Annotated in this window: 17 protein-coding genes and 6 tRNA genes; 8 read left to right on the top strand and 15 right to left on the bottom strand. The window is 58.4% G+C overall.

The window, feature by feature from the left end:
- Positions 1 to 20 precede the first annotated feature (20 nt).
- Positions 21 to 1,376: a histidinol dehydrogenase gene (hisD, locus tag NA78x_RS25955; RefSeq protein WP_425615279.1), complete on the bottom strand. Its 1,356-nt coding sequence runs from the start codon at positions 1,374 to 1,376 to the stop codon at positions 21 to 23.
- Positions 1,377 to 1,596: 220 nt separating this feature from the next.
- On the opposite strand from hisD, the gene tdh reads away from it, so the two are divergent.
- Together tdh and NA78x_RS25945 are read left to right on the top strand one after the other, a co-directional pair.
- Positions 1,597 to 2,706, top strand: a complete 1,110-nt coding sequence (tdh, locus tag NA78x_RS25950) for an L-threonine 3-dehydrogenase (protein ID WP_425615278.1) — start codon at positions 1,597 to 1,599, stop codon at positions 2,704 to 2,706.
- An 18-nt stretch (positions 2,707 to 2,724) separates the two neighbouring features.
- The gene (locus tag NA78x_RS25945; RefSeq protein ID WP_425615277.1) at positions 2,725 to 3,798 is read left to right on the top strand and encodes a Gfo/Idh/MocA family protein; all 1,074 of its coding nucleotides are present in this window, start codon (positions 2,725 to 2,727) and stop codon (positions 3,796 to 3,798) included.
- Position 3,799: 1 nt separating this feature from the next.
- Here the strand turns inward: NA78x_RS25945 and NA78x_RS25940 are convergent, their stop codons facing one another.
- The 6 genes from NA78x_RS25940 to NA78x_RS25915 form a co-directional block, all read right to left on the bottom strand.
- A complete protein-coding gene (locus NA78x_RS25940; protein WP_425615276.1) occupies positions 3,800 to 6,223 on the bottom strand; it encodes an efflux RND transporter permease subunit in 2,424 nt (807 codons plus the stop codon).
- Between the two features lie 24 nt (positions 6,224 to 6,247).
- Positions 6,248 to 8,062 (bottom strand): trypsin-like peptidase domain-containing protein, encoded by a 1,815-nt coding sequence (locus NA78x_RS25935; protein ID WP_425615275.1) that lies wholly within the window; start codon positions 8,060 to 8,062, stop codon positions 6,248 to 6,250.
- Between the two features lie 133 nt (positions 8,063 to 8,195).
- On the bottom strand, positions 8,196 to 8,924 hold the full coding sequence (locus tag NA78x_RS25930; protein WP_425615274.1) for a class I SAM-dependent methyltransferase: 729 nt from the start codon (positions 8,922 to 8,924) through the stop codon (positions 8,196 to 8,198).
- Between the two features lie 57 nt (positions 8,925 to 8,981).
- The gene (locus NA78x_RS25925) at positions 8,982 to 10,175 is read right to left on the bottom strand and encodes a DUF3419 family protein (protein WP_425615273.1); all 1,194 of its coding nucleotides are present in this window, start codon (positions 10,173 to 10,175) and stop codon (positions 8,982 to 8,984) included.
- A 322-nt stretch (positions 10,176 to 10,497) separates the two neighbouring features.
- A complete protein-coding gene (locus tag NA78x_RS25920; protein WP_425615272.1) occupies positions 10,498 to 10,680 on the bottom strand; it encodes a hypothetical protein in 183 nt (60 codons plus the stop codon).
- 809 nt (positions 10,681 to 11,489) lie between these two features.
- The gene (locus tag NA78x_RS25915; protein ID WP_425615271.1) at positions 11,490 to 14,822 is read right to left on the bottom strand and encodes an Eco57I restriction-modification methylase domain-containing protein; all 3,333 of its coding nucleotides are present in this window, start codon (positions 14,820 to 14,822) and stop codon (positions 11,490 to 11,492) included.
- A 183-nt stretch (positions 14,823 to 15,005) separates the two neighbouring features.
- Here NA78x_RS25915 and NA78x_RS25910 point away from each other — a divergent pair, with 183 nt between their 5' ends.
- The 6 genes from NA78x_RS25910 (at position 15,006) to NA78x_RS25885 (ending at position 21,236) form a co-directional block, all read left to right on the top strand.
- On the top strand, positions 15,006 to 15,389 hold the full coding sequence (locus NA78x_RS25910) for a BlaI/MecI/CopY family transcriptional regulator (RefSeq protein WP_425615270.1): 384 nt from the start codon (positions 15,006 to 15,008) through the stop codon (positions 15,387 to 15,389).
- Between the two features lie 26 nt (positions 15,390 to 15,415).
- On the top strand, positions 15,416 to 18,541 hold the full coding sequence (locus NA78x_RS25905; RefSeq protein WP_425615269.1) for a M56 family metallopeptidase: 3,126 nt from the start codon (positions 15,416 to 15,418) through the stop codon (positions 18,539 to 18,541).
- A gap of 125 nt (positions 18,542 to 18,666) precedes the next feature.
- Entirely contained in the window at positions 18,667 to 18,990 is a 324-nt protein-coding gene (locus tag NA78x_RS25900) for a hypothetical protein (protein ID WP_425615268.1), read from the top strand.
- A gap of 7 nt (positions 18,991 to 18,997) precedes the next feature.
- A complete protein-coding gene (locus tag NA78x_RS25895; protein ID WP_425615267.1) occupies positions 18,998 to 19,531 on the top strand; it encodes a hypothetical protein in 534 nt (177 codons plus the stop codon).
- A gap of 20 nt (positions 19,532 to 19,551) precedes the next feature.
- Entirely contained in the window at positions 19,552 to 20,235 is a 684-nt protein-coding gene (gene pnuC / locus NA78x_RS25890; protein WP_425615266.1) for a nicotinamide riboside transporter PnuC, read from the top strand.
- Positions 20,232 to 21,236, top strand: coding sequence for an AAA family ATPase (locus tag NA78x_RS25885; RefSeq protein WP_425615265.1), 1,005 nt, complete (start codon positions 20,232 to 20,234; stop codon positions 21,234 to 21,236). The genes pnuC and NA78x_RS25885 overlap by 4 nt, the downstream gene beginning before the upstream one ends.
- A 6-nt stretch (positions 21,237 to 21,242) precedes the next feature.
- On the opposite strand, the gene NA78x_RS25880 is transcribed toward NA78x_RS25885, so the two are convergent.
- From NA78x_RS25880 to NA78x_RS25845, 8 genes are all read right to left on the bottom strand, one after another.
- Positions 21,243 to 21,318, bottom strand: a tRNA-His gene (locus NA78x_RS25880).
- Positions 21,319 to 21,346: 28 nt separating this feature from the next.
- A tRNA-Arg gene (locus NA78x_RS25875) sits at positions 21,347 to 21,418 on the bottom strand.
- A gap of 138 nt (positions 21,419 to 21,556) precedes the next feature.
- Positions 21,557 to 21,638, bottom strand: a tRNA-Leu gene (locus NA78x_RS25870).
- Positions 21,639 to 21,656: 18 nt separating this feature from the next.
- Positions 21,657 to 21,727, bottom strand: a tRNA-Glu gene (locus NA78x_RS25865).
- Positions 21,728 to 21,810: 83 nt separating this feature from the next.
- Positions 21,811 to 21,888 (bottom strand) — tRNA-Leu (locus tag NA78x_RS25860).
- A gap of 9 nt (positions 21,889 to 21,897) precedes the next feature.
- Positions 21,898 to 21,972: transfer RNA gene (locus NA78x_RS25855), tRNA-Asp, on the bottom strand.
- A 102-nt stretch (positions 21,973 to 22,074) separates the two neighbouring features.
- On the bottom strand, positions 22,075 to 25,854 hold the full coding sequence (locus tag NA78x_RS25850) for a hypothetical protein (RefSeq protein ID WP_425615264.1): 3,780 nt from the start codon (positions 25,852 to 25,854) through the stop codon (positions 22,075 to 22,077).
- A 52-nt stretch (positions 25,855 to 25,906) separates the two neighbouring features.
- Complete coding sequence (locus tag NA78x_RS25845) at positions 25,907 to 26,656, bottom strand: hypothetical protein (RefSeq protein WP_425615263.1); 750 nt, start codon at positions 26,654 to 26,656, stop codon at positions 25,907 to 25,909.

Genomic DNA, 26,656 nt, shown 5'->3' with positions numbered 1-26,656 from the left:
TTGCAGATTGAAAGGCCAAATCAGCGGGTACGCATTGCCACGCTCTGTTCGTGAGCCGTCAGCCCTTCGACTTGGGCCAGGAATTCGATCTCGGCCGAAATGTCTTTCAACGCTGACTGATCGTATTGAATGACGCTGCTACTACGGAGGAAGTGATTGGCGGAAAGGCCACTGGCCCAGCGGGCAGTGCCGCCGGTTGGCAGCACGTGCGATGGCCCCGCGGCATAGTCGCCGAGAGCGACGGGGCTGTAGTTGCCCAGGAAGGTTGCGCCCGCATTGCGGATTTTCTTCAGCAAGTCGGCTGCGTTGTCGGTGGCAATGTGCAAATGCTCGGGAGCGATCAGGTCCGTCAGCCGGCAAGCTTCTTCAGCATCGTTCACCAGAATCAAGCAGCCAAAATCTCGCAGCGAATCGAGTGTCAATTGGCAGCGAGACAACTGCTGCACTTGCTTTTGCAATTCGGCGGCGGTGGCTTCTAGCAGTCGCTCGCTCCAGGTGATCAGAATGCTGGCGCCGGGAGCATGTTCGGCTTGGGCGAGCAGATCGGACGCCGTGAAGTCCGCTCGTGTGGTGTCGTCCGCAAGTACGACCACTTCGCTGGGGCCGGCGATCGAATCGATATCGACTTCGCCGTAGACATGCCGCTTCGCTAATGCCACGAACAGATTGCCAGGCCCGACGATCTTGTCGACCTTGGGCAGTCCCTGAACTCCGTAAGCAAGGGCGGCGATCCCTTGCGCTCCGCCGATGCGATAGACCTCACGAATGCCAATCTCGTGACAAGTAGCGAGCACGACCGGGTTGTTCGCGCCGAATGCCGTTGGCGGCGAAACTACGGCCACTTCTTTCACACCGGCAGCTTGCGCGGGAACTGCTGCCATGAGCACAGTCGACGGATAAGCGGCGGCACCACCGGGAACGCAAACACCCACGCGATTGAGCGGAACATATCGTTGGGCGAGCATCACACCCGGGCGGCGAATTTCTTTGTCTTGGTGCAGAATCGCCTGTTGAAATTCGAGAATATTCGCCCGTACGCGGCGAACCGCAGCGAGCAATTTGGGGTCTGCTGCGGCATGGGCAGCGGTGAGTTCCGCAGCGGAAACGCGAATGGTTTCGGCGGTCAGTTCGGCCCGATCAAGCTTGCGGCTGTAATCGAGAACAGCCGGCAATCCCTGATGTTTCACGTCGGCACAGATTCGCTCCACCACCTGCACGGGCGAGAGAGCTTCGCCAAAGACCTCCAGCGTGCGACGTTTGCCCGCTTCGCTTACCACATTGCCACTGGGGCTCAGCTTGGCCCGGAGCGCATCGAGGGCGGCGGTCACGTTCTCACGGCGGGCATTGATGCGTTGGATTTGCAGAGGGATCGTCATCGGAAAATAATACGCGGGCGGCGAGTGCGGCAAGGCGCAAGGTAAGACACAGAATCCTCCATTGTGTTCACGACCGCGTGCTTGCGAAAGGCCTTCAGCGGTCTATGACGCCCCCTGCTGCTGGTTGCCACCGCTCCTCTACAATGAACGCTTCATCTTCTGCGGCGTGATCCACGGCACGAAACTGCGGATTCACGTCCATCTTCTCATGAGATTGCCGATGAACGCCCGCTTTCCCGAAACGATGCCTGCCCTGCGTAAACTCTACGACAAGCCCGGCTTGTGGCTGCAGGAAGATACGCCGCTCCCCCGCATTGGCCCCCGCGAGGTGCTGATTGCCGTGACTCACGCCGGCATCTGCGGCACCGATCGCCACATTTACGAGTGGGACGCTTGGAGCAAAAGTCGCGTGGCCGTCGGCATCACGACCGGTCACGAATTTGTCGGGAAGGTCGTTGCTCTGGGATCCGCCGTCACCCGTGCACAACTGGGGCAGCGGGTCAGTGCCGAAGGGCATATTGGCTGTGGAGTGTGTCAGCCTTGCCGCACTGGCAACGGCCACATTTGCGAGCGAGTCGATATTCTCGGCATCGACTGCAACGGCTGCTTCGCCACCTATGTCGCCGTGCCAGAAGAAAATGTCTGGCCAGTTCACCCCAAGATCCCGAATCACATCGCGGCCGTCTTTGATCCGCTTGGCAATGCGGTGCACACGGTGATGGCGGCCGGCGTAAGTGGTCGCAGCGTGCTCATTACCGGCGTGGGCATCATTGGTTTGATGGCAGTGACCGTCGCGCGAGCTGCTGGTGCCGGTTTGATCTTGGTGACCGACCGCGACAAGCGACGTCTCGCAGTCGCCAAAAAAATCGGTGCCGACCACATCTTCGATGCCTCGGATGACACCTGGCCAGCCACCGCTCGTCAGTTGACGCACGATCAAGGGCCGGAAGTGTTGCTTGAAATGAGTGGCCACCCCAAAGCCATTCGCCAAGGCTTCACCGCGCTACGAAACGGTGGGACAGCGGCACTGCTGGGCTTGCCTGCGGAACCGGTCGCGCTCGACTTGCCGAACGACATCATCTTCAAGGGCGCGACGGTGCTCGGCATCAATGGTCGGCGGATGTTCGAAACCTGGTACCAAATGGAGAACCTGCTCCTCAGCGGCCGGCTGGAACTCGACGACATCGTCACCCACAAGTTGCCGATGCGCGAGTTCGAAAAGGGATTTCAATTGATGCAGTCCGGCGAAGGCATTAAGGTGGTGCTCGAAATGCCGCAAACCGACGCGAGTGTTACGAGCGACTCGCTCGAGGCCGTCGCTGCGAGCTGATCACCGGAGTTGAATCCGATGCCTCGCGAAGTATCCCGTCGCAACTTTATCCAGACCGCTGCTATCGGCGCAGCGGTTCTTAGCGCACCAGCCGTTCATGCGCAAGCGAAGAAGCCGCGCATCAAGGTGGCTCAAATCGGCACCGGACATGCGCACGCTAGTAAGCTGGGCGTCTATCGTGCTTCGGACGATTACGAAGTGGTTGGCATCTGCGAGCCGGACCAAAAGCTGCGTGGGCGTAGTGAGAAGCAAGATGTCTACAAAGACCTGCCTTGGATGACTTCCGAGCAACTGCTGAATACCCCCGGTCTGCAGGTCGTTCTCGTCGAGACGAAAGTCAAGGATTTGCTCGCCAACGCAGAACTGGCAATCAACGCCGGCATGCATGTGCACCTCGACAAGCCGGCGGGTGAATCGCTGTCGCACTACCAGCGGATTCTCAAGCAGGCGGAGCATAAAAAGCTGATGGTCCAGATGGGCTATATGTTTCGTTACAGCCCGGCCGTGCTCGTCATGCGCAAGTTTCTCGCCGAAGGTTGGCTCGGCGAGCTCTTCGAAGTACATACGGTCATGAGCAAGGTCGTGGGAGCGGGCGATCGCGACAACCTCGCCGAGTTTCCTGGCGGCATCATGTTCGAACTGGGTTGCCACGTCATCGATCTGGTAGTTAGCACGCTTGGCAGGCCCGATGCGGTGCATGCCGTCGGACGCCATGCTTCAGCTCGCGAAGACAAGCTGGTCGACAATATGCTAGCCACGTTTGAATACAAAAAAGCAATCGCGACAGTCAAGTCTTCGGCTGTGGAAGTGGATGGCGGCTCGCGGCGGCAATTCACCGTGTGTGGCACCGCGGGCACGTTCCACATCCAGCCCTTGGATGCCCCGAATATCCGCTATACGCTCGACCAGGATCGCGGCGAGTACAAGAAGGGGACGCACGAGATCAAGCTCGGCAATTACCCGCGTTACAAGGGCGATGCCGCCGATATGGCGGCAATCATTCGCGGCGAAAAGGCCTGCGACTACTCCTACGCTCACGATCTGGCCGTGCAAGAATCGGTGCTGCTCGCCAGCGGCGTGAGTCCTGCCTGATCTAGGCTGGTCGATCTTTCACGAACCAGCCTAGTAGCAGCGGCAGAATAATCAGGTTTCCCGCCAGGCCGCCGATCATGGCGAGGCTTACTAGCGCCCCGAAATAGACCGTCGGAATGAACTCGCTCGTACACAGCACCAAGAATCCCAGATCGAGCGTGAGCGTGGTGAAGAGCATCGCGCGACCAACGCTGCTTTGCACTTCGGTGAGTGCCGCGTCTACCGAAAGGCCGCGTCGAGTCGCGTGCAAGAACGTATCGAGGTAGTGGATCGAACTATCGACCGAGAGCCCCATCGAAACCGCGGCGATCATAGCAGCGCCCATGTTGATTCGCAGGCCGGACCAGCCTAGCAAGCCCATCACCAGTAGGATCGGTACGGCGTTCGGCACAATTCCAATCAAGGCCAGCTTCAAGCTGCGAAACAGCACCAGCATGATGAAGCCCATCGCCGCCGTAGCCACGGCAAACGTCATCCACTGATCTCGCAGCATGCTTTCGATCAGGCTGGTCAGCAGCACAAAGAAGCCGGTCACTTCGGCACCGGTCGTCGGATCGCTGGCCTGCGTCAGCGGAAACTCTTCCAAAGCGATGGTTCGTACCTGCTCGATCAGCCAGCGTTTTTGTTCTGCCGATTGCCGCTCGCGAGCACGCAGCATGATGCGCAGGTGGCTCGGTTGCTCCTTGTCAGCTGGAAGTGAGCGGAGCGCCGCAGTGAAGACCGGCAACTCCTCCGCCATCTTCGCCGACTTAAATTCAATCGTCAGCGGGACGGCCGCCAGCACACCTTCGACCTTGATGGCATCCAGCGCATCAACATAGCTGATGACCTTCGTCAGGCCGGGCCGCGCGGGTTGTTTATCAACAGCTGGGAACTCAATCGCCCGCAGTCGCGCTTGCAGTTTACGTACACGGTCGAGATAGGCCTCGTTCAGTTCGCGTGGTGCGGGAATGATGACGTCCCAAACGCCAGCACCACCCAGCCTTGTTTCGACAAACTCGTACGACTTCACTACCTGGCTATCGAGCCGAAAATTCCGCGTGAAGTCGGTCTCCACGTCTAACCTTGAAACTCCGAAAGCGATAAACACCGACACCAGCGCGAGGACGATGCCGACCGCGCCTTGCCGGCCGCGAATCGTTCGCAGCAACCAGGTGAGGCCATCATGCAGCCGCTTGTCGATCCACGACGTATGGGCCGCCGATGAACTCACCGCAACGGATTCGTTGGAACTTGTCGGTGAGCGAATGCCCAAGAGCGAGATCGCCGGGAGGAGCAACGAGATCGCCGGAATGACCATCAGCGAGCCGATGAACATCATCGTACCGAAGTCTTGCACCGGCCCCACCTTGGCGGACCAGAGCGAGCCGAAGCCGCCCACGTCCGTCGCAATGGCACCGGCGATGGGAATCGCGAGAGCGAGGATCGAGGTGCGAAATGCGTTGTACGGGTGAATCCCTTCGGCTTCCAGTTCGCGGCAGCGGACAATCAGGTGTACCACACTGGCGACACCAACGACCGTGATGATGGCGGACAGCATCGAGCTGACCATCGTCAATTCCAGCTGCGACCAAACGAGCGTCGCTTGCGTCAGCAGCAACGCCCAGTTCACGACGGCCAGCGGTGCGAGGAGCCAGCGAAAGCTGAAGAAGCAGACCACGACGGTGACGGCCAGCATGATGGTCGACCATAGCCACAGCCGCCGGCCATCTTTCTCCAGCATGTTGAACCCTTCGACCACCATTACGGGTTCACCGGCCAGCACGCCACCTTTCAAGTTGTTGGGCAAGTCTTGCACTACTTCGCGCAGGGCCTTGATCGTCCGGTCTCGTCGTTGAGCGTCGAGCAGTTCGCCCGGCTTGGGCGGTTCCAGCATGCAGGCGAAGGCTGCGGTCTTGTGATCAGGCCCGTGGGTATAGCCCTCAAACAGATGGAGGAAGTTGGCGGCGACCTTGCTGTTAGGATCGAGCAGCGGCGGCCCCTTCCACTTGGGCTTGCTACCCAAGTTAAAGATGCCACCCAAGTTCTGAGCCGCGCCAATCTGCTCCACCAATGAGTTGATCTCGGCGAGACTCAGCACGTCCAGCACGCCGTCGACTTTTTCCAGTCGCGCGCGAACATCAGCGACTCGCTTCAACCCGCTGCCATCGGGGTTGAACAGTCCGTCATCTGGATAAACGGCCAGCACCACTTCGTTGCCGCCGAACTGCCGCTTGAGCCGTTCGAAGGGAGGAAGTAACGGATCGTCGGACGCAAACATCCGCTCGACGCTGCGGTCGAACTTGACGCGTTGGGCAGCGGGATAGGCAATCGCCGCAATCACGATGGCAATGGCCAGCCAAATCCAGCGACCGCGCAGGTAGAGGTCGACAAGGCGACTAGCAAAACTGCTGTTCGGTTGGCTGGAGCCCGTGGATGGCGACATGTCTCCGTTGTACCGAGCAGTCCCTTAAGGTGCCATTGGGGCTGGCGTTGTTACGGCCGGTCGTGTCTCTTTGGCTGCCTCACCGCTGGCCGGCATCGGCTTCTCTGCTTCGGCCTTGGCCTTCGCTTGGGCCAGTTCTTTCTTCTCGCTTCGCTTGGCCTTCTTCACCAGCTTGGGCACTACTTTTTTCAGTTCGTCGGCGGGAATGGCATAGCTCGTTACACGTCCCGCGCGAGCGATGTTCAGCCCCACGACCTTGCCATTCAGATCGAGCACCGGACTGCCGCAGGCTTCAGGAATGATTGCCGTATCGTGAGCAAACACCGCGGGAAAACCACCGCGCCGTTCGCTCAAGCTGCCCGAGTATTCTTCGTCCTCGTCGACGAACAACACCAGCTTCAGCTTGAACTGCATCTCTTGCTCGGCGCGCTTCACCTTCACCGCAATCTCTTGGCCGGGCTTGGTCTTTTCCATCTGCTTGAACAGAGCTTCGGCGTCGGCGATCTTGTTGCCGTCGAACTCCACGACGCAGTCGTTCACACGCATCCCAGCGCGGGCCGCAGGACCTCCGTACAGGACTCGCTTGATCTGCACGCCCCCTTCGATGGCATCCCCCACTTCGACTTTCATCGCCCCACGCGGAGCCGAAGCTCCGGGAATCTTGCACACGGCATTGCTCATAATGCCCAGCGAGAGCGGCGAAGAATCGACGTCGGGTGTCACCAGCCAATCGCCCGTTTTCGGCGAATGGTCGGCCCAGACAACGGGCTTGAGTCGCGGTGAATCAACAATCTGCAGCAGGGCCAAATCGTGGACTTCATCACGGGCGACAATCTTCGCCTGGAAGGGTTCTTCGTTGATGACGCACAGAATCTCCCCCTTCAGCGAACTGGCTTTCGTCAGCACCAGGCCGCGCCGATTTACCGCGACGCCCATGGCGACGGGAACTTCGTCGGCGAGCACATCGATAATCGTTTTTTTCAAAGGCTGCGTGATTGTCTCTGTCCCGGCGAGCGTTTCGGCGCTATCTTTCGCTAGGCGATACCAGTCGGGGGTCGAGGTGAACCAACTGGCAATCGTGTCATAGAAAATGAGGACCGATTGCGGAATGAAATCGAACAGAAAGAAATCCTCTTCGCCCAGCGAGATCGGGTCGCCTGTTTCTTTGCTGGCTTTAAAATCTTCCCAGTTGCGGCGATAGACTTCGACCGGCACGTGCTGGTTTTCGAGCACGTCGTAGCCAATGTTCGAGTGAATACCAACCACCTCGCCATCGAGGTTAAACAGCGGGCCGCCGGAGTCGCCGGGATAAACCGTCGCGTCGGTTTGAATGCCTTCGAGTGGATCGCTGCCATCCCCCGCGACCAGCACGCGGCCTAGTCGCAGCGGCGGTTTGCGATCGGTGAAGATGCCGCCAGGGTGTCCCGTGGCCAGGCACCAATCGCCAGGCTTCGGAGCCTGCTTTGCCATCTCGACAAAGGGCCATTTCTCTTCGCCCAGAATCTTGGCCATCCCAGCATCAAAATCGTGATCCATCCCCAGCGACTTCGCCTTCACTTTGCGGCCGTCGCTCAGTTCGATTTCGAAGATGTCCCCCGGCACGGCAATCACATGCGCGGCTGTGAGGATGTAGCCATCTTCGCTAACGATCACGCCGCTGCCCGATGAATCTTCCAGGTGAATTCCAATGGTCGCCGCCAGCATCTTGTCGAGATGCTTGTGCGTTTGCTCCTGGGCCTTCTTCAGCGACTCGAGCGATTGGCCCGAAGCGGCCGACAAGTTCAGACCAGCCAACGCGACCGCGCAGCAGAGGATGAGCGAACGACTGAACGTGGCCATGCGAAGGACTCCTAAAGCGATTCATGCCTGCATGCTTGGGAGAGAAGCAAGCATATTTCCCTGCAAATCCATCGCAGGACAACGTGGTTCTATTTTGCTCGCCAGCTGCCTCTTTGCCAAGAACAATGTCAGCTCAACGCTTCTTTCCCACAAACACGTAATACGGCATTCGCATCAGCGGAATGTACGGCACCTTGGCCTTCTCTTCGTCGAACCGCTGCGGTTCGAAGTGGCGATGCAAAAACGGCACGTGATCGGAAGACGGATAAACATTGTCCATCGCAAACCAGTTCGGCCAGAACGTGCGCGTCGTCCAACTGTGCCGCTTCAGGCCATCGCGAGGGTACTTGCGCGAGACATAAAAATCGACGACGCCCAGCGTGCCACCCGGCTTGAGCATCGCGAGCGCGTTCTCGATCGCCGCGAACCAATCGGGAATCATCGTCAGCGAGTATGAGAACGTCACCACGTCAGCTGGGCCATCGGCAGGTTGAAAGGTCGTGGCATCGGCTTCGACGGTTTCGACATTCGTCCAACCGCGACTGGTGATTCGCTTCTGCGCCACCGCTAGCAGCGACGGCGACAGATCGAGCACGTAAGCCTTGCGAAGCTTCGGCAATTTATCGGCAATGTATTCCAAGTTCGCGCCGGTGCCGCCACCCATATCGACCCACAGGCCGTTCTCGGGCACGGGCACCGCCGAGTACATCTCTTGGCGACCCTTCAGCAGCCGCTTGCGAAAGTCGTCATAGGCATCGGCTTGCCCCGAGTAGAAGCTCTCCAGCCGCGCAGCATGATCCTTGCCGCGCACCGGCTTCACCGCCAGGTGATAGAGAATCTTCAGATCGGACCACCAACCCATGTTGAACTTCCGCTTCCATCGAGGTGAGGTAAATCAAGGTGCAACTTCGCCACCAACTCAAGCCGCCAGGTCCGCAATGTAAAAGCTGCCGTAGGTGTGGACGCGGTCCTTCTGATGCAACTCAGCGGCCAGTTCGGGATGATACCGCAGCAGCTCCGAGAGCAACCGCTGCTTGCCATTCACGGTCACGCTGACCTTCTCGATAAAGTCGGTCTCGAGACCGCCGCTGCGCCAGATGATGCGCGTCTTGCCGGGTTCGGCCCGTTCGAGAATCGATTGCCACTCGAGTTCCAGCAGCGGAAAGAACTTGTCGCTGAGCCAATCCATGTGATCGAGCAACACGAACCGCGAAATGGTTCCCTTGTGCTGTTCGAGAAACGCCTGCACCGAATCGGTGTGCGTCGTCACGCGATCGACCAAGCCACCCTTCAGCTTTTGGAAGTTGTCAGGCTTGAGATACTCCGGGCAGCACTCGGGCGTGTAGCTGCCGGTCATATAGACGCGCCAGAAGTAGTTGTCTTGCAGCGGCAGGTCGCGAAAGACCGCTTCGACGCTGTCCTGCACGAACTTCAAGATGCCACCTTCGTACTGCTTCTCCACTTGTCGACGCTGCGCCTTCGGGACTCCGACCATCGAGAGCGTGGTATCGCGATTCATCGCGAACTTCATCGGCCGCGACCAGAACTTGGCCTTCAGGTGCTTATCGTAGATTTCGCGTTGCTCTTCGATCGACTTGGCATTGAGCGCTTGTTCAATCAGTGGCTTCACACCGATCACGCGATCGGTATAGATCTTGATCATTCGCGCGAACTGCCCGCTGGTGCCGCGAAAGTAAAAGCTGCGGCTCCGATCGGCGAAAAACTTAATCCAGCGGTCCCAATAATTTTGCGACCATTGCGGCAAGTCCTTCCGCAACTTGTCTTGATACAGCTTGCGGGCGTTGGGGTGATAACCCTGCCCAAACATTTGAAAAAAGTCTTCGTGCTCCAGTCCGCGAATGCCTGCCTTCTTCAGGTCGAGCAGCGCGTTCTGCCGCGGGTTCATATCGACCGCGTGCACGTGATTCGGGCCCTTGATGGCGTAGTCCAGGGCATTGCAACCGGCCGAGGTAATCACCAGCACGTTGTCTTGCGGACCCAGGTTCAGCGCCACATGGTCCAGCCGGGGATCTTCCCAGCAGGTGTTGTACACCAGGTTATTGCCATGGACGAACTTGAAAACTCGCCCACTAATCCAATCCAAGAACGACATTCGTTCATTCCCCGCCCAAGAACGGCTGACACTTCGCCGCGCTCACCGTCCACAGCTCCCGCTGCCGACGTTTCCCGCCGCGACTGCTTCCATGAAAACCCAAACTGCCCATTGTACCGCCCCACCGATGGGTCACAAGGCAACGCAAACCTGTCCCTTTTTCCGTCTCTTCCTCCCTTCCGAACTCCCTCTCCTTGGTACTCCGCAGCCGGTTCGCGCTGCGAGCAGGCGGCGGTCAGATCATCCTGCCTCCCCTCCCTCTTCCTTCCGCCCCCGGGCCTGCCCCGGGGGTTCATTGGCTTTTGCACTACCAGACGCCTCGCTACCACTCAGCCACCCCCCGTCGCTCTCCATCTGATAACCACTTTTGATAACCTTTTCGCGACATTTTTTCTGATAACCTTTTGCCGCTAATCATTCCCTGCCAATCACTTCCGTCAATATATTCACGAAGTTCGATGGTTTCTTGATAACCATTTGACGACCACTCGTAATCCTTCCTCATCTTCACTCCCTTCCCCGACCCTTCCCCGACCCTTCCCCATCTTCACTCCCTTCTTCTACCCGCCCCGCGCCTTCTCCTATCCGCCCCCGGGCCTGCCCCGGGGGTTCATTGGCTTTTGCACTACCAGACGTCTCGCTACCACTCAGCCACCCCCGTCGCTCTCCCTCTGATAACCACTTTTGATAACCTTTTCGCGACATTTTTTCTGATAACCTTTTGCCGCTAACCCTTCCCCGCCAACCACTTCCGTCAACATATGCGCGAATTTCGATGGTTTCTTGATAACCATTTATTATCTTCGCCCATCCCCCCTCCCTTTCCCGGCCTGCCCCTCGGCACCTTCTCCTATCCGCCCCGGGCCTGCCCCGCGATTCGTTGTCCTCTCCGCCCCGGCCTGCTTCGCCTGCATTGTCCTCCCGCCCCCGGGCCTGCCCCGGGGGTTCATTGGCTTGTGCACTACCAGACCCTCGCCACCACTCAGCCACCTCCTTGCTCCGGCCTCCCTCACTGCGCATTTCCAGCGCCGCCGTGTCTCGATTCTCAGACACAGCCCCGCACCTCGCAATCAACTTCTCCGCTCCCAGTTCACCTCTCGTTCAACAACTCCCTTGGCCACCTGCTCGGTCACCTTTACAAATCTATAGATGAACTATTGATGATCCTTTGTCAAGCAACTTCATTGCACTTAATAACCATAACACCATAACATCACTCTGATATCTTCACATTCACCTCAGACCAACGTCCAGCACCATCGGTGCTTTAGACCTGGCGAGCCCCCTGATGGCGATGGCTCACGTGGCCATGCTTCAGGTGGCGAGTGGCGTGAATGGCATGCGGGGAGGTGCCGTTTCCCACATCAGGGCAACCTCAGCCGGCGTCAGGTCGTATGCTTCGTTCACGAGGTCGCTCAATTGGCGTTCAAGTTGCAAAGCCTCTGCCGCTTGGGCGCGGGCCGGTTCGATGGTCCGCGCGTGCTCGTCCCGCAGGCTTTTGAGGGCAGCCGCCGACAGTGGATTCTTCTTCCCCCGAATCCGCTTCACTTCGGCGACAAAGGCGTCCGAATCAAGTTCCGTCAGCGCTTGCAGCTTGAGACTTGCCTTTTCGATGTCGTACTCCACACGTAACCAATCAAGGACTGTACGACGCATTTCCCGCATATTGTCGGTGAGCAGAAGCAAACGAGTGACGCACTTTTCTACGAGTTGGCGAATCGCTTTAGTCGGTTCTACGATGGGGAGAGTTTCCATGAGAAATCCAACGGGCGAAAGTGCTTCGTCCTTCATGTGAGGCAAAAACCGCCAGTTGTGCCACCACATCAGCGGCGAGTTCAACACCGCAAGCAGGTATTGATCATCGGACGCGATAAAGAACGTCTTGTTGTTCCCGTACTGGCCTACTAAATCAATCGCATATGATGGATGAAATTGAATCTCTTGGTAGACGATCTTTCTCTTGTCGAACTCATTCCAATATGCGCATGCTCGCAATTCCCACCAATTCCGTCCTTTATCTTGACGCTTACGCAAGTCGGCTTCACGAGGTTTCATCCAAGAGTGCACGCTTGGGTACGTCTTCGCAAACAGAGCCTCGGAATCATCGTGTTCGTTTGACCATGGCCATTGGAAATCGCCGCTTGAGCGAATCGCGATCATCCAAAGTCCTGCGTAGTCGGAAGTCCAGCGATCAATATCCTGCCCACGAACATAGGGCTTGATGATGTTTGAGCAGTTGGCATCAGCTTGTACGAGCCGGTTGCGGGTTTGATTGTCAATCAAGAATATTTCGTTTAATCCGGTAAGGATTCCCCGCGATGGCTTGGTTCGCGCAAAATCCGAAAGCGGAATGCCCGCGGCGCGAATCTTGGCCATCAATTGCGTCACGCCGGCTGGCTCCAGTTGCCAACTCTCTGTGCCCAACTGTGCTAGTGGCAACTCCACACCTTCAGCTTCAATCTGTCGGCTCAAATCATCGACTCGCAATTGCTCGCGGGGAATGGAACAAAGGCGGGCGGTTGTTGGCTTCGCCGCTTTCGTCGGCTTGCGAGCGACGATGATCGAAGGAAAGACATCGGCATCGGCGAAGATCTGTTTGGCATGACCAAAGTCGATCACCGATTCGACCCAAGACTTCTCAGCGAAAAGGCGGCGGAGCGGTTCGCCGTAGCCGGCCTTCATCCATTTGTTGGTGACGATAAACGATAGCAAGCCGCCAGGCTTGAGGACGTTCAAGCCCAACTCGTAGAAGTAAACATACAAGTCGGCCATGCCGTGAAACGACTGGTAGTTAGCTTGCAGATAAGGTTTGTAATCGCTGAGCCATTCTTGTCGCACGTACGGCGGATTTCCCACGACCACGTCAAAGCCACCTTGGGCAAACACTTCGGGAAAGGCTTCTTGCCAATGGAAGGCACGCGGATGGACGGCCGGATCGGCCACGACGCTGTTGCCGACGCGAATCGGATGGTCGAGGCTGGTGAGGGCTTTGCCCCGCTCGGCCGTTTTGATCCACAAACTGAGCCGGCAGATTTCGATGGCCTCTTCGTTCAGATCGACACCGTACAAGTTGTTTTCGAGAATCCGCTTATCGAGATCGAACAGGGTCCGATGCCCGCGCAGTTCGGCCAGCCGGTCGTTCGAGCGTTCGTACGTGGCATGCAATTGGTCGAAGGCTTCGATCAAAAACGCGCCGCTACCGCACGCTGGATCGAGCAGCCTGATGGTGGCCAGTTCGTCCTGCCAGGCCTCCCAGAACTTGACGAGCGCCGCCCGGGCCGGCGCGGTTAACTTGTCGAGTTGATACACGAGCGGATCGGCGAGCGCCGTCTTGGCGGTTCCCTTTGCTGCCTTGGCTTCCTGCGCTCGCAGTTGTTCGAAGCGGTCCTTCAGGACGCCGCCGAGGGCTTGCTCGACGATGTAGCGCGTAATGAACGACGGCGTATAAAAGGCCCCTTCCTTCTTCCGCCGTGTCTTATGCTTGTCGGCACCCAACGGCTCGGTGAGGCCGTCGAGTTCGTTGCGGAGACGTTCGAGGTCGGTAATCGACTGCTCAAAGATGTGCCCAAGAATATCGACGTCGATGACTTTGGTTTCGCCGCTCGCTACGTGTGGCGGCCTGTAATCGAACTCGCCCAGTTCGCGAAAGTAGCCGCACACCTCGTCCGAAACTTGAAAGCCGTCGAGAATCGGATCGTGAGCGAACAGGCCGCCGTTGTAAGCATGAATGCCCAGGGCTGCATTGCCCCGGTCGATCGCCTGAAACAGGCCGCGAAAGTTCTCCCAGACTGGGCGGGGATGATAGGGATCGCGATGCTCGTAGGCCTTGCGAATGGTGTGGCTCGGCAGCAGGCCGCGGTCTTCGCTAAAGGCAATGAACAACACCCGATCGAGCAGTTTTTGGGTGCTGGCCAGCACCTCGTGGCGCGAGCAGGAAGCATTGTCGCGCGAGAGATGTTCGAAGGCATCTTGCCGCATGTTGGCATAGTTGACGTAATACTCTTTCGTCAGTTCGCGGCCCACTTTCTCCGACTCGGCCAGCAAGCTGTAAAAGTGGCACGGTCCCTCGGTCGGCACCACGCGTTCGGCAGCCAGCAGAAAGTAGAACCGGCGCAAGGCCTCTTCGTCGCGGGCCAGTTGCTCGGTATCGAACCGCTCGTAGGTCTGCTGGTCGGAGCCCTTGTGATAGAGCCGGGTCTGGCGAATGGAAGTGACGAGAATCCAATCGCAGGGGAGATTGATGGCGTACCGATAGCCTTGGTCGACAGCCGACATGCGGCGGCCGGCAAAGGGGCGGTCGAGCGGATCGCGCGGGCCCTTCCCTTCGAGAGCGACCACAAATCGCTTGTGGCCGTTGAATTCGCCCAGCACGGCATCGGCATACTTGCCATCGACCTGCACGTGGTGCTCGACGGCGATGGTGTAGCGGTCGTTACCCACCGGACCACGGTAGCCCAGCAGTTCCATGAATAGGTCGCTGAGAAATTGAGGCAGGATCTCTTGCTCACCAAAGCGATCAACTCGGCCCGATGAGATTTCATCTGCCCAATGCTGCAACTTGTTGCGTTGGAGAGGTGGCAGTTGAAACCCCGAGAGATGCGAGCGCAGCACGTCGGGACGAAAGAGCGGTTTGGCTTCAACGGGCATAGGTGACCTTTTTGAGAGTCGCCATTCTACAAATAAGGTTCTTTGTGCGGTTAGAGGTAGTTCGAGTGGATTGCACTGAGATACTGAGTTCTGGATTGAGGCTGCCCCACTACAAAACTGTCCTTGACCCAAGTACAGATGTACGTACAATCCGCGTACAGTTGTACTTGAAGGAGTCTGCGGATGACGGATCGGCCGGAATTGTCGAAGGGGGAGATGGAAGTCGCCCGAGTTCTCTGGGAACTGGGGCAGGCGACCGTCCGTGAGGTGCACGAAGCGTTTCCGGAGGACCGGAAGATCGACTTCGCCACGGTGCAAACCTACCTGCGCCGCTTGGAAACCAAGGGCTATATCTCGGGCAAGTTGGTGGCCCGGACGCGCGTCTATTCGCCCAAGGTTCAGCCTCGCAAAGTCATCGGCCGTACGATCGACGACTTGATCGACCGCCTGTTTGGCGGCGAAGCCTTGCCGCTGATGCGGCACCTGATTGAAGAACGGGGGCTGACCCCGGACGACTTGACCGAGCTGCGCAAGTTGATCGACGGGATGGATCACGAAGGCAAATAGTCGGCCGATTGCCAAGGAGAGCGGCAATGGATGCATGGTTAAGCAAGTTTTTGCAAATAGCTTGGACGCAGTGTTGGCAAGTCACGCTGCTGATCGTCCTCGTGAGCGTGCTCGTGTGGCTCTTCGGCAAGTCGCGGCCGCATCTGGCCAGCGTGCTCTGGTTGCTCGTCATCTTCAAGTGTGTCACGCCGCCTGTCTGGAGCAGTCCGAGCGGCGTCTTCTGCTGGCTGCAGCCTGCTTCGATCATTCAAGCTTCGCACGATTCACCGCAGTCAACTCTTCCGCGTGCTGATCGCTTGCAAGATCCCGATGCCGTCGTCGTGCAGTTAAGCTCGCAAGAAGCGGCCGCGAATCTCGATACTACCGAATCGCCGTTCGCTGTTGTCGCCGAGTCCCCCGCGCGTACTCAATCGTTCTTCCCCTCACTGGCAATCGTCCTTTCGGCAAGCTGGTTCAGCGGGTTGCTGCTCTATGGACTGCTCGTCGCATTTCGCTGGCGCAAGTGTTGGCGTGACATTCAGATTCTGCAAACGGCTGCTTCTCCAGAACTGACTCAGCATCTGTCCGAACTCAAGACTCGACTTAACGTGCGTCGGCCGGTGCGTTTGCTCATCACGTCGAGCGCCGTCGGCCCGGCCGTGGTCGGCCTGTGGCGACCGACGATTGTGCTTCCGCAAGCGATTGTCGCCAACCAACAGGCCAGCGATCTGGAACTGCTGTTAGCGCACGAGTTGGTGCACATTCGTCGCGGCGATCTATGGATCGCCCTGTTGCAAATGCTCGTGAATTGCCTGTGGTGGTTCCATCCGCTGGTTCGCTGGGCCAACCAATGGCTGACCCGCGAGACCGAACGTAGTTGCGACGAAGAAGTCATCGCCACGGTCGGCTGCAACCCAGCGGCCTATGCCCGCAGCTTGTTGAGCGTGCTCGAACTGAAACAACAACTTCATCCCGTGCCTACATTTCCCGGCGTTCGCCCGGTCGATGTCACGAGACAACGCTTGGAGAGAATCATGCAATTGGGACAAGGATGTCACCGTCGCACTCCCTGGTGGTGCTGGGCGATTCTCATCGCTCTCGCCGCCGTCACACTGCCCGGCGCAGCCCTGCTGGTGCGAGCGAAAGAAAAACCAGCAGCCACAGGCTTTGCTGACTCGCTTAACGTCGACTCGATCAGCCTCACGGCAGGCTTTGGCGAGGCAGCCACCTCGACCAAAGAAGGCGAAGAGGCGATTGTCGCAACCTATGAAATCATCGACTTGCTGGCCAAACTCGAAAACGAAGTTGTCGATAACCAGCCTGCTGCGCAAGTAGCCTTGATTGATCTACTGCGCGTGGCCTTGCCGAATGGCGGTGAAGCTGGAAATGAAAAGCAGTTTGGCTGGCACAATGGCCGACTGGTCGTACGCACCACTGCGACGGGGCACAAAGCGCTGGCCGAGCAAATTGCCATCTATCGCGAAACGGGCTTTCAGCAGTACTCCATGGAAATTCGCATCCTCCGCGCCGCTGACGATCTGCAAACGGTGTTCGCGACGAAATGGGAAACCATCGCTCCCGACACCGAGGATAAAGATGCAAACTTCGACGCCTGGCTGGATTCACCCGACGATCGCAGTCACGCTGAATCGATAATTCAACGTCGTCCGCCGGCGATCTCAACGATTGTCGAAGATGCCCAGGTGAAGGCGCTGCTCGGGAAAGCTCAAAGCGATAAGCGGACGCAAATCCTCTCGGCACCCAAAGTCACTACGATCAACGGCCAATCTTGCCGCGTGGAATCGGGAACGATGCGACCCTTTGTGGTTGGCCTCAAGGGCTTGCCCGACAAGTCGGTGCAACCCTTGATTCGCACCGTCACCGAAGGCTGGAAACTGCGACTCCGCTCCACCGGACTCAAATCGGGAAAAATCAAACTCGACTTTGCTCTCGCCCAGAGTGAGGTCCGCAAAGTAGATGTGGCTAAACTGCCGCTCGGCAATGTGCAAATCCCCGAAGTGGCCATCAGTCGTGTGCAAACCCGCGCGGAACTGACACCGGGACAAACGCTCGTCATCGGCGGCGTGGATTCAGTAAGTGACAACGCTGAAAATGGCGAGCCGCTCTGGATCCTCGTCCGAGTGCAGCAAATCGACGAGCCCTTGGTAGAACCGAACGCAAAGAAGAGTGACAAGACGGGAGCATTGTTTCCGGATATTCCTGGAATACAAGTTCCGCGGGACAGTGGCATTCAGCCCGACATTGTTACCAAGGTCTACGACGTCTCGCAGCTTGCTCCATCGCTGTTGATGCTCAACTCTCAAGCGGAAATTCCGCCCGTTCAAGCGTCGCTACTGGCCAGTGGTGTGGTGCAATTGAAGAAGCAGGATTCGAAGTTCGACGGCGAAGCTCTTGTTGAATTCATCACCCAAACGATCGAACCTCAAAGCTGGGTCGATTTCGATGCCAAGGACGTTTCGATCGAACTTGCTGCCGATCAGAGCAGCCTGATTGTGACGCAATACGAACACGTGCATGCCCGAATAAGCGATTTGTTAGAGGAGATGCAACGTTGGCGCAATGGAAAGGTGGTACTTAGCCTGAAAGAAGTCTGGATTCCTGAGTCAGACTGGCGGGCCCTCTCCGAATCGAACGATCACTCTGCTTGGACAAATTGCGTTGACGCACGGTGGGGCTACACGCCTCTCCAATCGCAAGCAGTGGCTTTGCTGCTGAATAAAGATGCTAGGCATTATGCACAGTTTTCGAAACTCATGGCCTACAACCTCCAACCTGTGGAACTGAAATTGGAGCTTTCCACCCCTGGCAAGTCCGAAAGACTGAGCCAACTCGCTTTTCGGCCAGTCGTGAAAGCGAATCTAAGTGCCGTGAATTTGACGGTGATGACTTCCAGCCTGGACGATGGAGAGTTATTGAACGGTCCTCTGCTAAGCCTCGCACCCGATGAGACGGCCGTCATCGACATCAGTCGCACCGATTGGCGATACGATAAGAAACAGGGAGCCCTCGTCACCCGCCATTCACCCTCGCCCCAGAGCGAAGATGCTGGTCCGCAGTTTCGCAAGTTGCTGCTTGTACGGGCAGAGGTCTTTTTTGGGAGCGGAGTCGCCGTGAAACGCTTCAGACCGCTGAATTCTGCGACCCCCGAGTAGGCTTCATTTTCATTTTTCGAGAGGTGTCAAAGATAACGCACACTGTATCTTCACTTTCAGTTTGACAGAGGCAACATTGAAGGCAGACAATCGCATCTGGTCAACACAAGCGAAGGTGCGACACGATGATCGAAAACCCATATGCATCCCCTACTGCCGAGGCGCAAGTAGCGACGCGGGAGATTTCGGCGGAGGAACTCGATTGGCTGGAGTCGCAGCAGCGATATGTCAATCGGCTGCTGAATCGCGGCGTGATATTTTCCATCATCTGGGTCATGGGTGCCGGTTCGTTTTACTCGGTCTATCTCGCTGCCAAAGCGCATCGCCTGATTCGTGAGTCGAACGGCGAGGTTCGCGGCATGAAACGCGTCTGGTGGTGTTACGCCTGGGGCGGTTTGGGTATCGTGCTGGTCAGCATGATTTTGATCATGTTCCTGCTGAACGGCTGAGGCATCGATGCAGTCGCTGGGAATTGTGTTGACCTGTGTGGCGGCAGCGATAGCGTATGGCATTGTGCATGACCAAGTCACAGCGCGCGTTTGCGTCGAATATTTCACCATCGGACATCCGCCGATATTTGGCACGGAAGATCCCACGCTGCTTGGTTTCGGTTGGGGCGTGATTGCAACTTGGTGGGTCGGCCTGGGACTTGGCATTCCTCTCGCCATCGTCGCGAGAGCCGGTTCGCGGCCCAAGCGATCGCTCGCGTCGCTGCTGCGACCGATGGCCACGCTGATGATAGTCATGGCCGTGTGTGCCCTTACTGCGGGCATCATCGGCTGGCTGTTGGCTCGCGCAGGAGCCGTCTTCCTGGTCGGCGAGATCGCCGAACGAGTTCCCGCAGATCGGCACGAGGCCTTCCTCGCGGACCTGTGGGCTCATTCGGCCAGCTATCTGGTTGGCTTCGTTGGCGGAATCGTGGTCATGATTGTCGTCTGGCGGTCACGGAAGCTAATGCTTACAAACACTCAGCGAACTAATTCGCCGTGAAACGTGTCACCTTGTGAGCTATGACCAGCGAAGCATCTTCTCTGCACCCGCGTATCCGTTGGCCCGAGTGGGCTGTGATGGTGCTCGCGGCGATCGGCCTGCTGGTTTTGGCGCTCGTTGGTTGGCTGCGCTACGACGAAGTCTTCGGTTTCATCACCGGGGGTATTTGCGTTTGGCTGGTGGTGCGGCAGCACGTGTGGAACTGGCCGATTGGGCTGGCCAACAATGCGGTCTTCTTGGTGCTCTTCTGGCAGAGTCGCCTGTATGCCGACATGGGACTGCAGGTCGTGTACTTTGGCCTCGGACTATATGGCTGGTGGAATTGGCTGCGGCGCGGTCCCGATTCAGAACCATTGCAGCCGACCAACATGCGGGCCTGGGAATGGGTGGGCACGTTGGTGTTCATTGCCGCAGGCACGCTGCTGATGCAGCAGATTCTGCTCTGGGCCAGCGGTGCTGCGCCGTTTTGGGATGCGCTCACCACGGCGATCAGCCTAGCTGCGCAGTACTTGCTGTGCCGCAAGCGAATCGAAAACTGGTACTTCTGGATCATCGCCGACATCATCTACGTGCCGCTGTATCTCAGCCGCAACTTGCCACTGACGGCGGCGTTGTACGGCATCTTCCTGGTGATGTGCATCGTCGGCCTATTCGAATGGCGAACCAGTCTGCGAAAGACTGTGCCGCGAGGGGCGGTCGTATGAAGTATCAAACGGCCGTTGTCATCGGCAAGTTCTATCCGCCGCATCGCGGCCATCACTTTCTCATTGAGACCGCATTTGCAACTTCCGCGCGCGTGCATGTCATCGTGTGTGCTAAGCCCAGCGATACCATTCCCGGTGACTTGCGCGGCGATTGGCTGCGCGAGGTTCATCCTACCGCCGACGTCATGGTGATTGATGACCGGTACGACGAACACGACTCGCGCGTGTGGGCCGAGAACACCATTCGCTGGCTGGGTCACGCGCCGGAGGTAGTGTTCACTTCCGAAGATTATGGCGATGCCTATGCGCGGCACATGAACTGTGCTCATGTGCAAGTCGACAAGGCTCGCGCTCGCGTACCATGCTCCGGCACGATGATTCGTCGCGATCCGTATGCCCAGTGGCAGTTTCTGGCGCCGCCCGTTCGAGGCTGGTTCTCCAAACGCGTTTGCGTGCTTGGCGCGGAATCGACCGGCACGACCACGCTTGCGGAAGACCTTGCCGCCACATTGCAAACTTGCTGGGTGGCCGAGTATGGCCGCGAGTACTCCGCAATGAAGCACGCTCGCGGCGAGACTACCTGGCAGACGAGCGAGTTCGTCGACATTGCCCGCGAGCAATCCCGCCGCGAAAACGAACAGGCGAAGCAAGCGAATCGCATTCTCATTTGCGATACCAACGCCTTCGCCACCACGTTCTGGCACCGCCGGTACATGGCTTCACGCAGTTCCACCGTTGAGGCGATCGCTGCGGCCGGCAAGTGCGATTTGTATCTCCTCACTGGCGACGAGATCCCCTTCGTTCAAGACGGCCTGCGCGACGGCGAAGACATTCGCCACGAGATGCACCGCTGGTTCGAAACAGCCCTCGCCAATCAGCCGGTCCCTTGGCGCATGGTGAGTGGCAGTCGGCAAGAGCGAATCGAAATATCCCTGCGGGCGATTGCGAGCTTATTCGCAGATTCTCAGTGGCAGCCCGGGAAGCAGCGGTTTATGAGTTGACAAAAAGGGTGCTGGATGGGAGTCGAACCCATACTTCCTGGGTCACAGCCAGGTGTGCAGAGTCCGCTACACTACCGGCACCATGCGAGATCGCTGCATTCCAACGAGAGCAGCCCGACCAGGACTCGAACCCGGAACCCTTCGTTCGAAGCGAAGGATGATGTCCTTTTCACCATCGAGCTAAAAAAGCAGGCAAGCGGATCGCAAGCAATCGCATGGCCTGCAAGTCGCGGATCCGGGAGTCGCGCCCGGCAGTCAGAGCTTATGAGGCTCCGGTGGGCACTCGCCCATCCGCAATGTTGGAAAATGATCGTCGAAAGTAGCCAAGGAGAGACTCGAACTCTCACTGCCCGAGGGCTCGGTGGTTTGAGCACCGCGTGTTTGCCATTTCACCACTTGGCCGTGTTGTTTTTGTACGAGTGACCCGTATGGGAATCGAACCCATTTCTCCGGACTGAGAACCCGGAATCCTGCCGGTAAACGAACGGGCCGATGCGGAGAGACGGGAGGCAAGGGACGCGAGCCGAGATCAATGCATTCCGCGGCTCTCGTCCCTCACCTCTCACCTCGCGGATAGCACGGGTGGGAATCGAACCCACAATCGATCACGAAGTTCTAAGCTTCGTCGCTTTGCCTCTTTGCGTACCGCGCCATGTTTCAGCGTCCCCAGCGGGATTTGAACCCGCGGCCTCCACCGTGACAGGGTGGCGAGCACTCCGGGCTGCTCCATGAGGACGTGTGCATCGGCAGTGTTCCTGCCTGCTTGAATAGTCACCACGGCGCGCGAGAGGTTCACGCTGGCGCGAAAAAAGAGAGCGAGAATTGCGGTGCGGGCCGCTTACGCCGTCCGGGCAACGCGGCTGAGCCACTGCGTAGCGATGGGATCGAGCTCCGTGGCCGAAGTGGCCTCTCCCCGGCGAAAATACTGCGACTCCAACTGGGCGATGGTGTCACGCAGCGATTGTTGCTCGGCTGCGGTGAAGCGAAGCGAAGTGTCGGCCGCGATTCGGCGCAGCAGGCCCAGCAGCGAGAAGGGAGTGAGTTTTTCTGGCCGGACGTACGCTTGCGTGATGAAATGCACGCCACTTTGGCGACGCAGCCAAACCACAATCGCACCTAAAGCAACGGCTACTGCAATCACGCCGAGTAACGGCCAAAGCCAACGGCTGGCGGTATGGATGACTGGCCATCGAAGCGGCGTGGTAGCCTTGGTCTCGCTAATATCGGCATCGTCATAGCGCTGATACGTCACCGCATACTTGTCGCTCGCCGGCACTGCAAACTGGAATTCGGACGGCGGCGTCTCCGCCTGCGGAGTTAATTCGATCAGCCAGCGGCGCTCGGTCTGGGCAGCGAGCTTTTCGCTCGCTTCGACCGAAGTGATGCTCAGCGACTGTTCGGTGGTTTGCTTCACATCAAAGCCGCGGAACTTGCCCGGTTCCTTCACGAGTTGATCGAGTTCCGGCACCAAGCCGTAAGCCGTGGCCACAATCTCCAGCAGCACGTTCCCTTTATCGAGTCCGCGATCATCCAGCAGTTCACGAATCTTCACCTCGCGCGCCGGTCGCGGCGGCGGTGACTTGGCCCGAGCATCGAGCAGCACCACCTGCGACTGGATTGGTAGCCGAACCTGTCCTTCGCCATCCGAGAATTCCATATCGAATTGCAGCGACGGCAAACGATCCACGGCTTCGTCTTTGGCGCGCAGCACAACATAAGCAAGAGGCAACTCTTGCCAGCCTTCGCGGCCGAACGACCGGGGACGAGTCTGCGGTGGATGAAAGACGAGTGCTTCGACAAGGAATGCCTGGCCGAGCTTTTCGCGAATCTCTTGCTCGAGTCGCTCGCGAGGATTATTCGCCGTATCGACTTGCTGCGACATGCGCCCGACTTGCACATAGAGTAGCGCCGGAAAGGCATCGTTCTCGCGCAGTACCGCGCGAGTTCCGGCTAGCGAAATATATGCGCCGAACGGACGACCGTGACCCACGCTGTCGCTGCCGTCGAGTGTGAGCCGCAACTCGACTTCTTTGAGCAGATCGTCGTACGCGGCCAGCCGCTCCTTGAGTTCTTTGGCCGCGGGATGATTGCCGATCACGACCAGTGCTTGGCGGACGAAGTGCGGTTTGAGCGTCGCGGGAATCTGCTCGAGCGAGCCCTGCACGGTGGCGGCAAATAGCTGGCGGTGATGATCGCCGGCCAATTTCAGATCGGTGATGGCCTGGCTGATCTTTTGCACCTGGGAGGCATCGGGCTCGTCCTGGCGCGTGAGGTACGTCAGATCGCTGGTGCCGAGGGCCGCTTGAAACCACTGACGGAACACATCGATCGACTGCTTCTCGGTGGGTAGGTTCGGCAGATTCTTCGCATACATTTCGGCCGCTTTGGCATAGGCCTTAAAGGCGGCATCGCGCTCGCGCGTGTACGTTTTCAAGTCGACTTGTTGACCATATTGGAACTCGGCTAGATGGAAATGCGTGTTGCCAATGAGCAGCAGCAGATCGACGCGATCGGGCGCACGCGCCGCTGCATGATGTAGCAACTCGATGGTGAGGGCATAGCCGCGGACAATTTCCGCAGCCTGCTCTTCGGGAGTCCGCTTGGTCGACTGCTGTTGCTGGGCCTGCGGATCGCGCCAACTTTGCGCGAGACCGGTGCGCATCGATTCGGCAAGGGGGACAGCAATCTCGGCAGGCAGTTCTTCGAGCGAACCGAACATCTGCTCGATATCTTCCGCGCGATAGACCTCGGCCGGCGAATGGCAACTGGCAAACGCCTGTACGCGTACTTGTTCGCCGAGCGCGGGGACTCGCGCCCGTTCGAAGGCGGCAAGCAATTCGCTCATGCGAGCCAGATTGCGAAGCTGGCCCGCGCGCGTGACCGGGGCACCACTGCGGCCACGTTGTTGCATCAGCTGGCGACGAAGATAGGCCCGCTGTTGCGGCGGATAATGGCGAAGTGACATTCCGAACTCCTCCATCTCTGCGCGATTCTGTTCGCTACCGCCAGTGACCGCAGTCAACAGCGCCTCCGCCAATGCGCGGGCTAATTCCGGATCGCGCTGGGTCAGGTCGTAAATGAGTGCCATGGTCACATCCCCTTGGCCGGCTCGCGCGGCGAGCAAGCCAGTAAGGTGGCGAATGTGATCGGCCGTATCATCGCCGATCGCATTCAGCCAGGCGGGTCCAGGCGCCGAGCGCAATACCGCCGCGGGTTGCAGCGGTTCGACTCGCTCATCGTCTTCGACCTGCAACTTTCGCAGCGGCCCACCCGCTGTCTTTTGGGCTTCGTTGAGCCAACCACGGGTGAGGACTTCGAGCGCGACGGACCAGTCGCCGAGTTCCAAGCCACGGGCGACAAGCAATTCCGTTCCTGCCAGTTGTTGCACGAACAGGGCGTTCCCTCGAAGTTCGTCGTTGCTAGTACGAAACGACTCAGCGACCTCGCGCGAGACTTCTTTCAGCAGTTCGATGCCAGTTGCCGGATCGTCCTTGAATACCCGGCGAAACCACTCTCCTGCCACATCGCGGGGGACTCGCGGCGACATCTTGAGTGTGCGCTTGATGCACACAGGATGCAGTTCTTTTGCCTCTGGATTGCTGAGAACCGCTTGGGTCAGTTCCCACGCGCGGAGCAATTCGGCCGCTTCCTGCTTCTTGCGGTGCAGCAGCCATTTGTGCCGCGCGTGCAGATTGACGACCGCCGCATCTTTGGCCGCTTGTGCTTCGCGCAGTGAGGGCAAGAACGGAGTCGCTTCTTCGACGAGACCGGCCGCCAGCAGCAACTTGGCGGCGGCCACGCGCCGCGCGGCATCGGTGCCGCCGAGTTGATCGGTCCCGGCATTGAGCGCTGTTAGCAGATTCGTGGGCTTCTCGGCTTGTTGCAACGAGCGACGCACGAGTTGACCAAGTTGGGCCAGATTTCGCTCGCTCAATTCGCCGGGTGCGGCTTCGGACAGACGAAGAATCTCCTGCGGCAGAACCATGCCGGTGGCGTCTTGCATCAGCATCGTCAGCAAGCCATCGTAAACACCGGGGGCCGTCTCCTTCGGCAGCTTGGCCAGGAACTCTTTGATTTCCGCCCAATCCCCCGTCAGGATGCGGGTAGCCAGGGGAGAAATCAGAGCTTCTTCGCCTTCCGTTTGCGGTTCTTCACCAAAGGGGTCACCTGGTCCACGGGGTGGAGTGAATAAGCCTGTACTTGGTTTGCGGCCACCACGAACTTGAGGCCGCGAGGGCGCTACGGGCCGTTCATTTATCTGGGGCTCATTGGAGTTGGTCTCTGCGGGAGGCGTGGCCGTGAGCTTGGCAGGATTCTTTTGCTTCTCGGCGAGGGCTTTCAAGATGCGTTCGGGTTGACGAGCCAGGGGTTGGCCGCCGATAAAGGCCGCGATGACTGCCTGTTGCTCTGCGGTGAGTTCCTTGCTCTCGTCATTCAAGATCGCTTCGAGATCGGGATCGTCGTCGATCGCAAGCTGGCCTTGGCGGGGCGATGGTTCTTCCGCGTACATGCCAGGTTCGCCAAACGGATCGTGCACAAATTGCGCACTCGCCATTTCGACCAAACTGCACTGGGCTGCTGCGACGACCAAAAATCCCGACAGAATGACCTTCAACATGATGTCTCTCTCGTCCTGGTTGGGACCTGCCTACTTGCTCGTTGCTTATTCACTACGAACCGTCGTTACCACCCGAATAGAGCCCAGCGCTGTTCGTTTTTTTAATCTCTTGGCGAGCATCTTTCTTCTCTTCACCCTTACCCTGTTTCTTCCCCTCCGATTGGCACCGGCTGGCAGTCTGCTTGCGCTTTCGCTGGCAAAGGCCTCCTTTGCAATTGGGGCAATTCTTGGGCAAAGGCTTGGCGAGCAACTCGCTCAGGTCCATTTGTTCGAGGCGAATCGTAGCTTCCAAGCTCCGCTCGTAGGTACTTGCTTCGTCAGATGAAGCCGACTCGGCGAGGAGCCGAAAGTTCTGCCGGGCAATTTCGGCTTCGGGAAGCCACTCATCGGTCGTGGCACCTTCGAGTCGCATGATCCAAGCCGCGTCGTAACTGCTGGTTGCCAGTTCGTAGCGAGCCGCTTGGGCCAGAGCCGTTGATTCTTCACCGCTGGTCGACAATTCGCTGAGAGTCTTTTCCAGCAACTCTTGCCCTTCAATGATGCTGCCACCTTTCACCAATGCCCGCCCCAGTGAAACCTGCAACGACTGGCGGTCGGCGATTGCCTCTTCCGGCAACTGGAGCAGCGCCGCTGCGTAGGTGGCAGCCGCTTGCTCCCAGTCGGCTTGATCGCTGTGGTGGTTCGCGGCTCGGACCAGTGCGGCAGCATCATCGCGCTCGAGCCATTTTTGCCCAGGTCCGTAATGTACGGCGAGCGCCACTGCGGGAAGCAACAGCCAGACGTAGAGAAACTTCACGGGCAT

The sequence above is a fragment of the Anatilimnocola aquadivae genome (assembly GCF_049819085.1).
Taxonomy (GTDB): Bacteria; Planctomycetota; Planctomycetia; order Pirellulales; family Pirellulaceae; genus Anatilimnocola.
The sequence above is the reverse complement of the archived record's forward strand: the minus strand, read 5'-3'. Positions and strand labels throughout refer to the sequence as shown.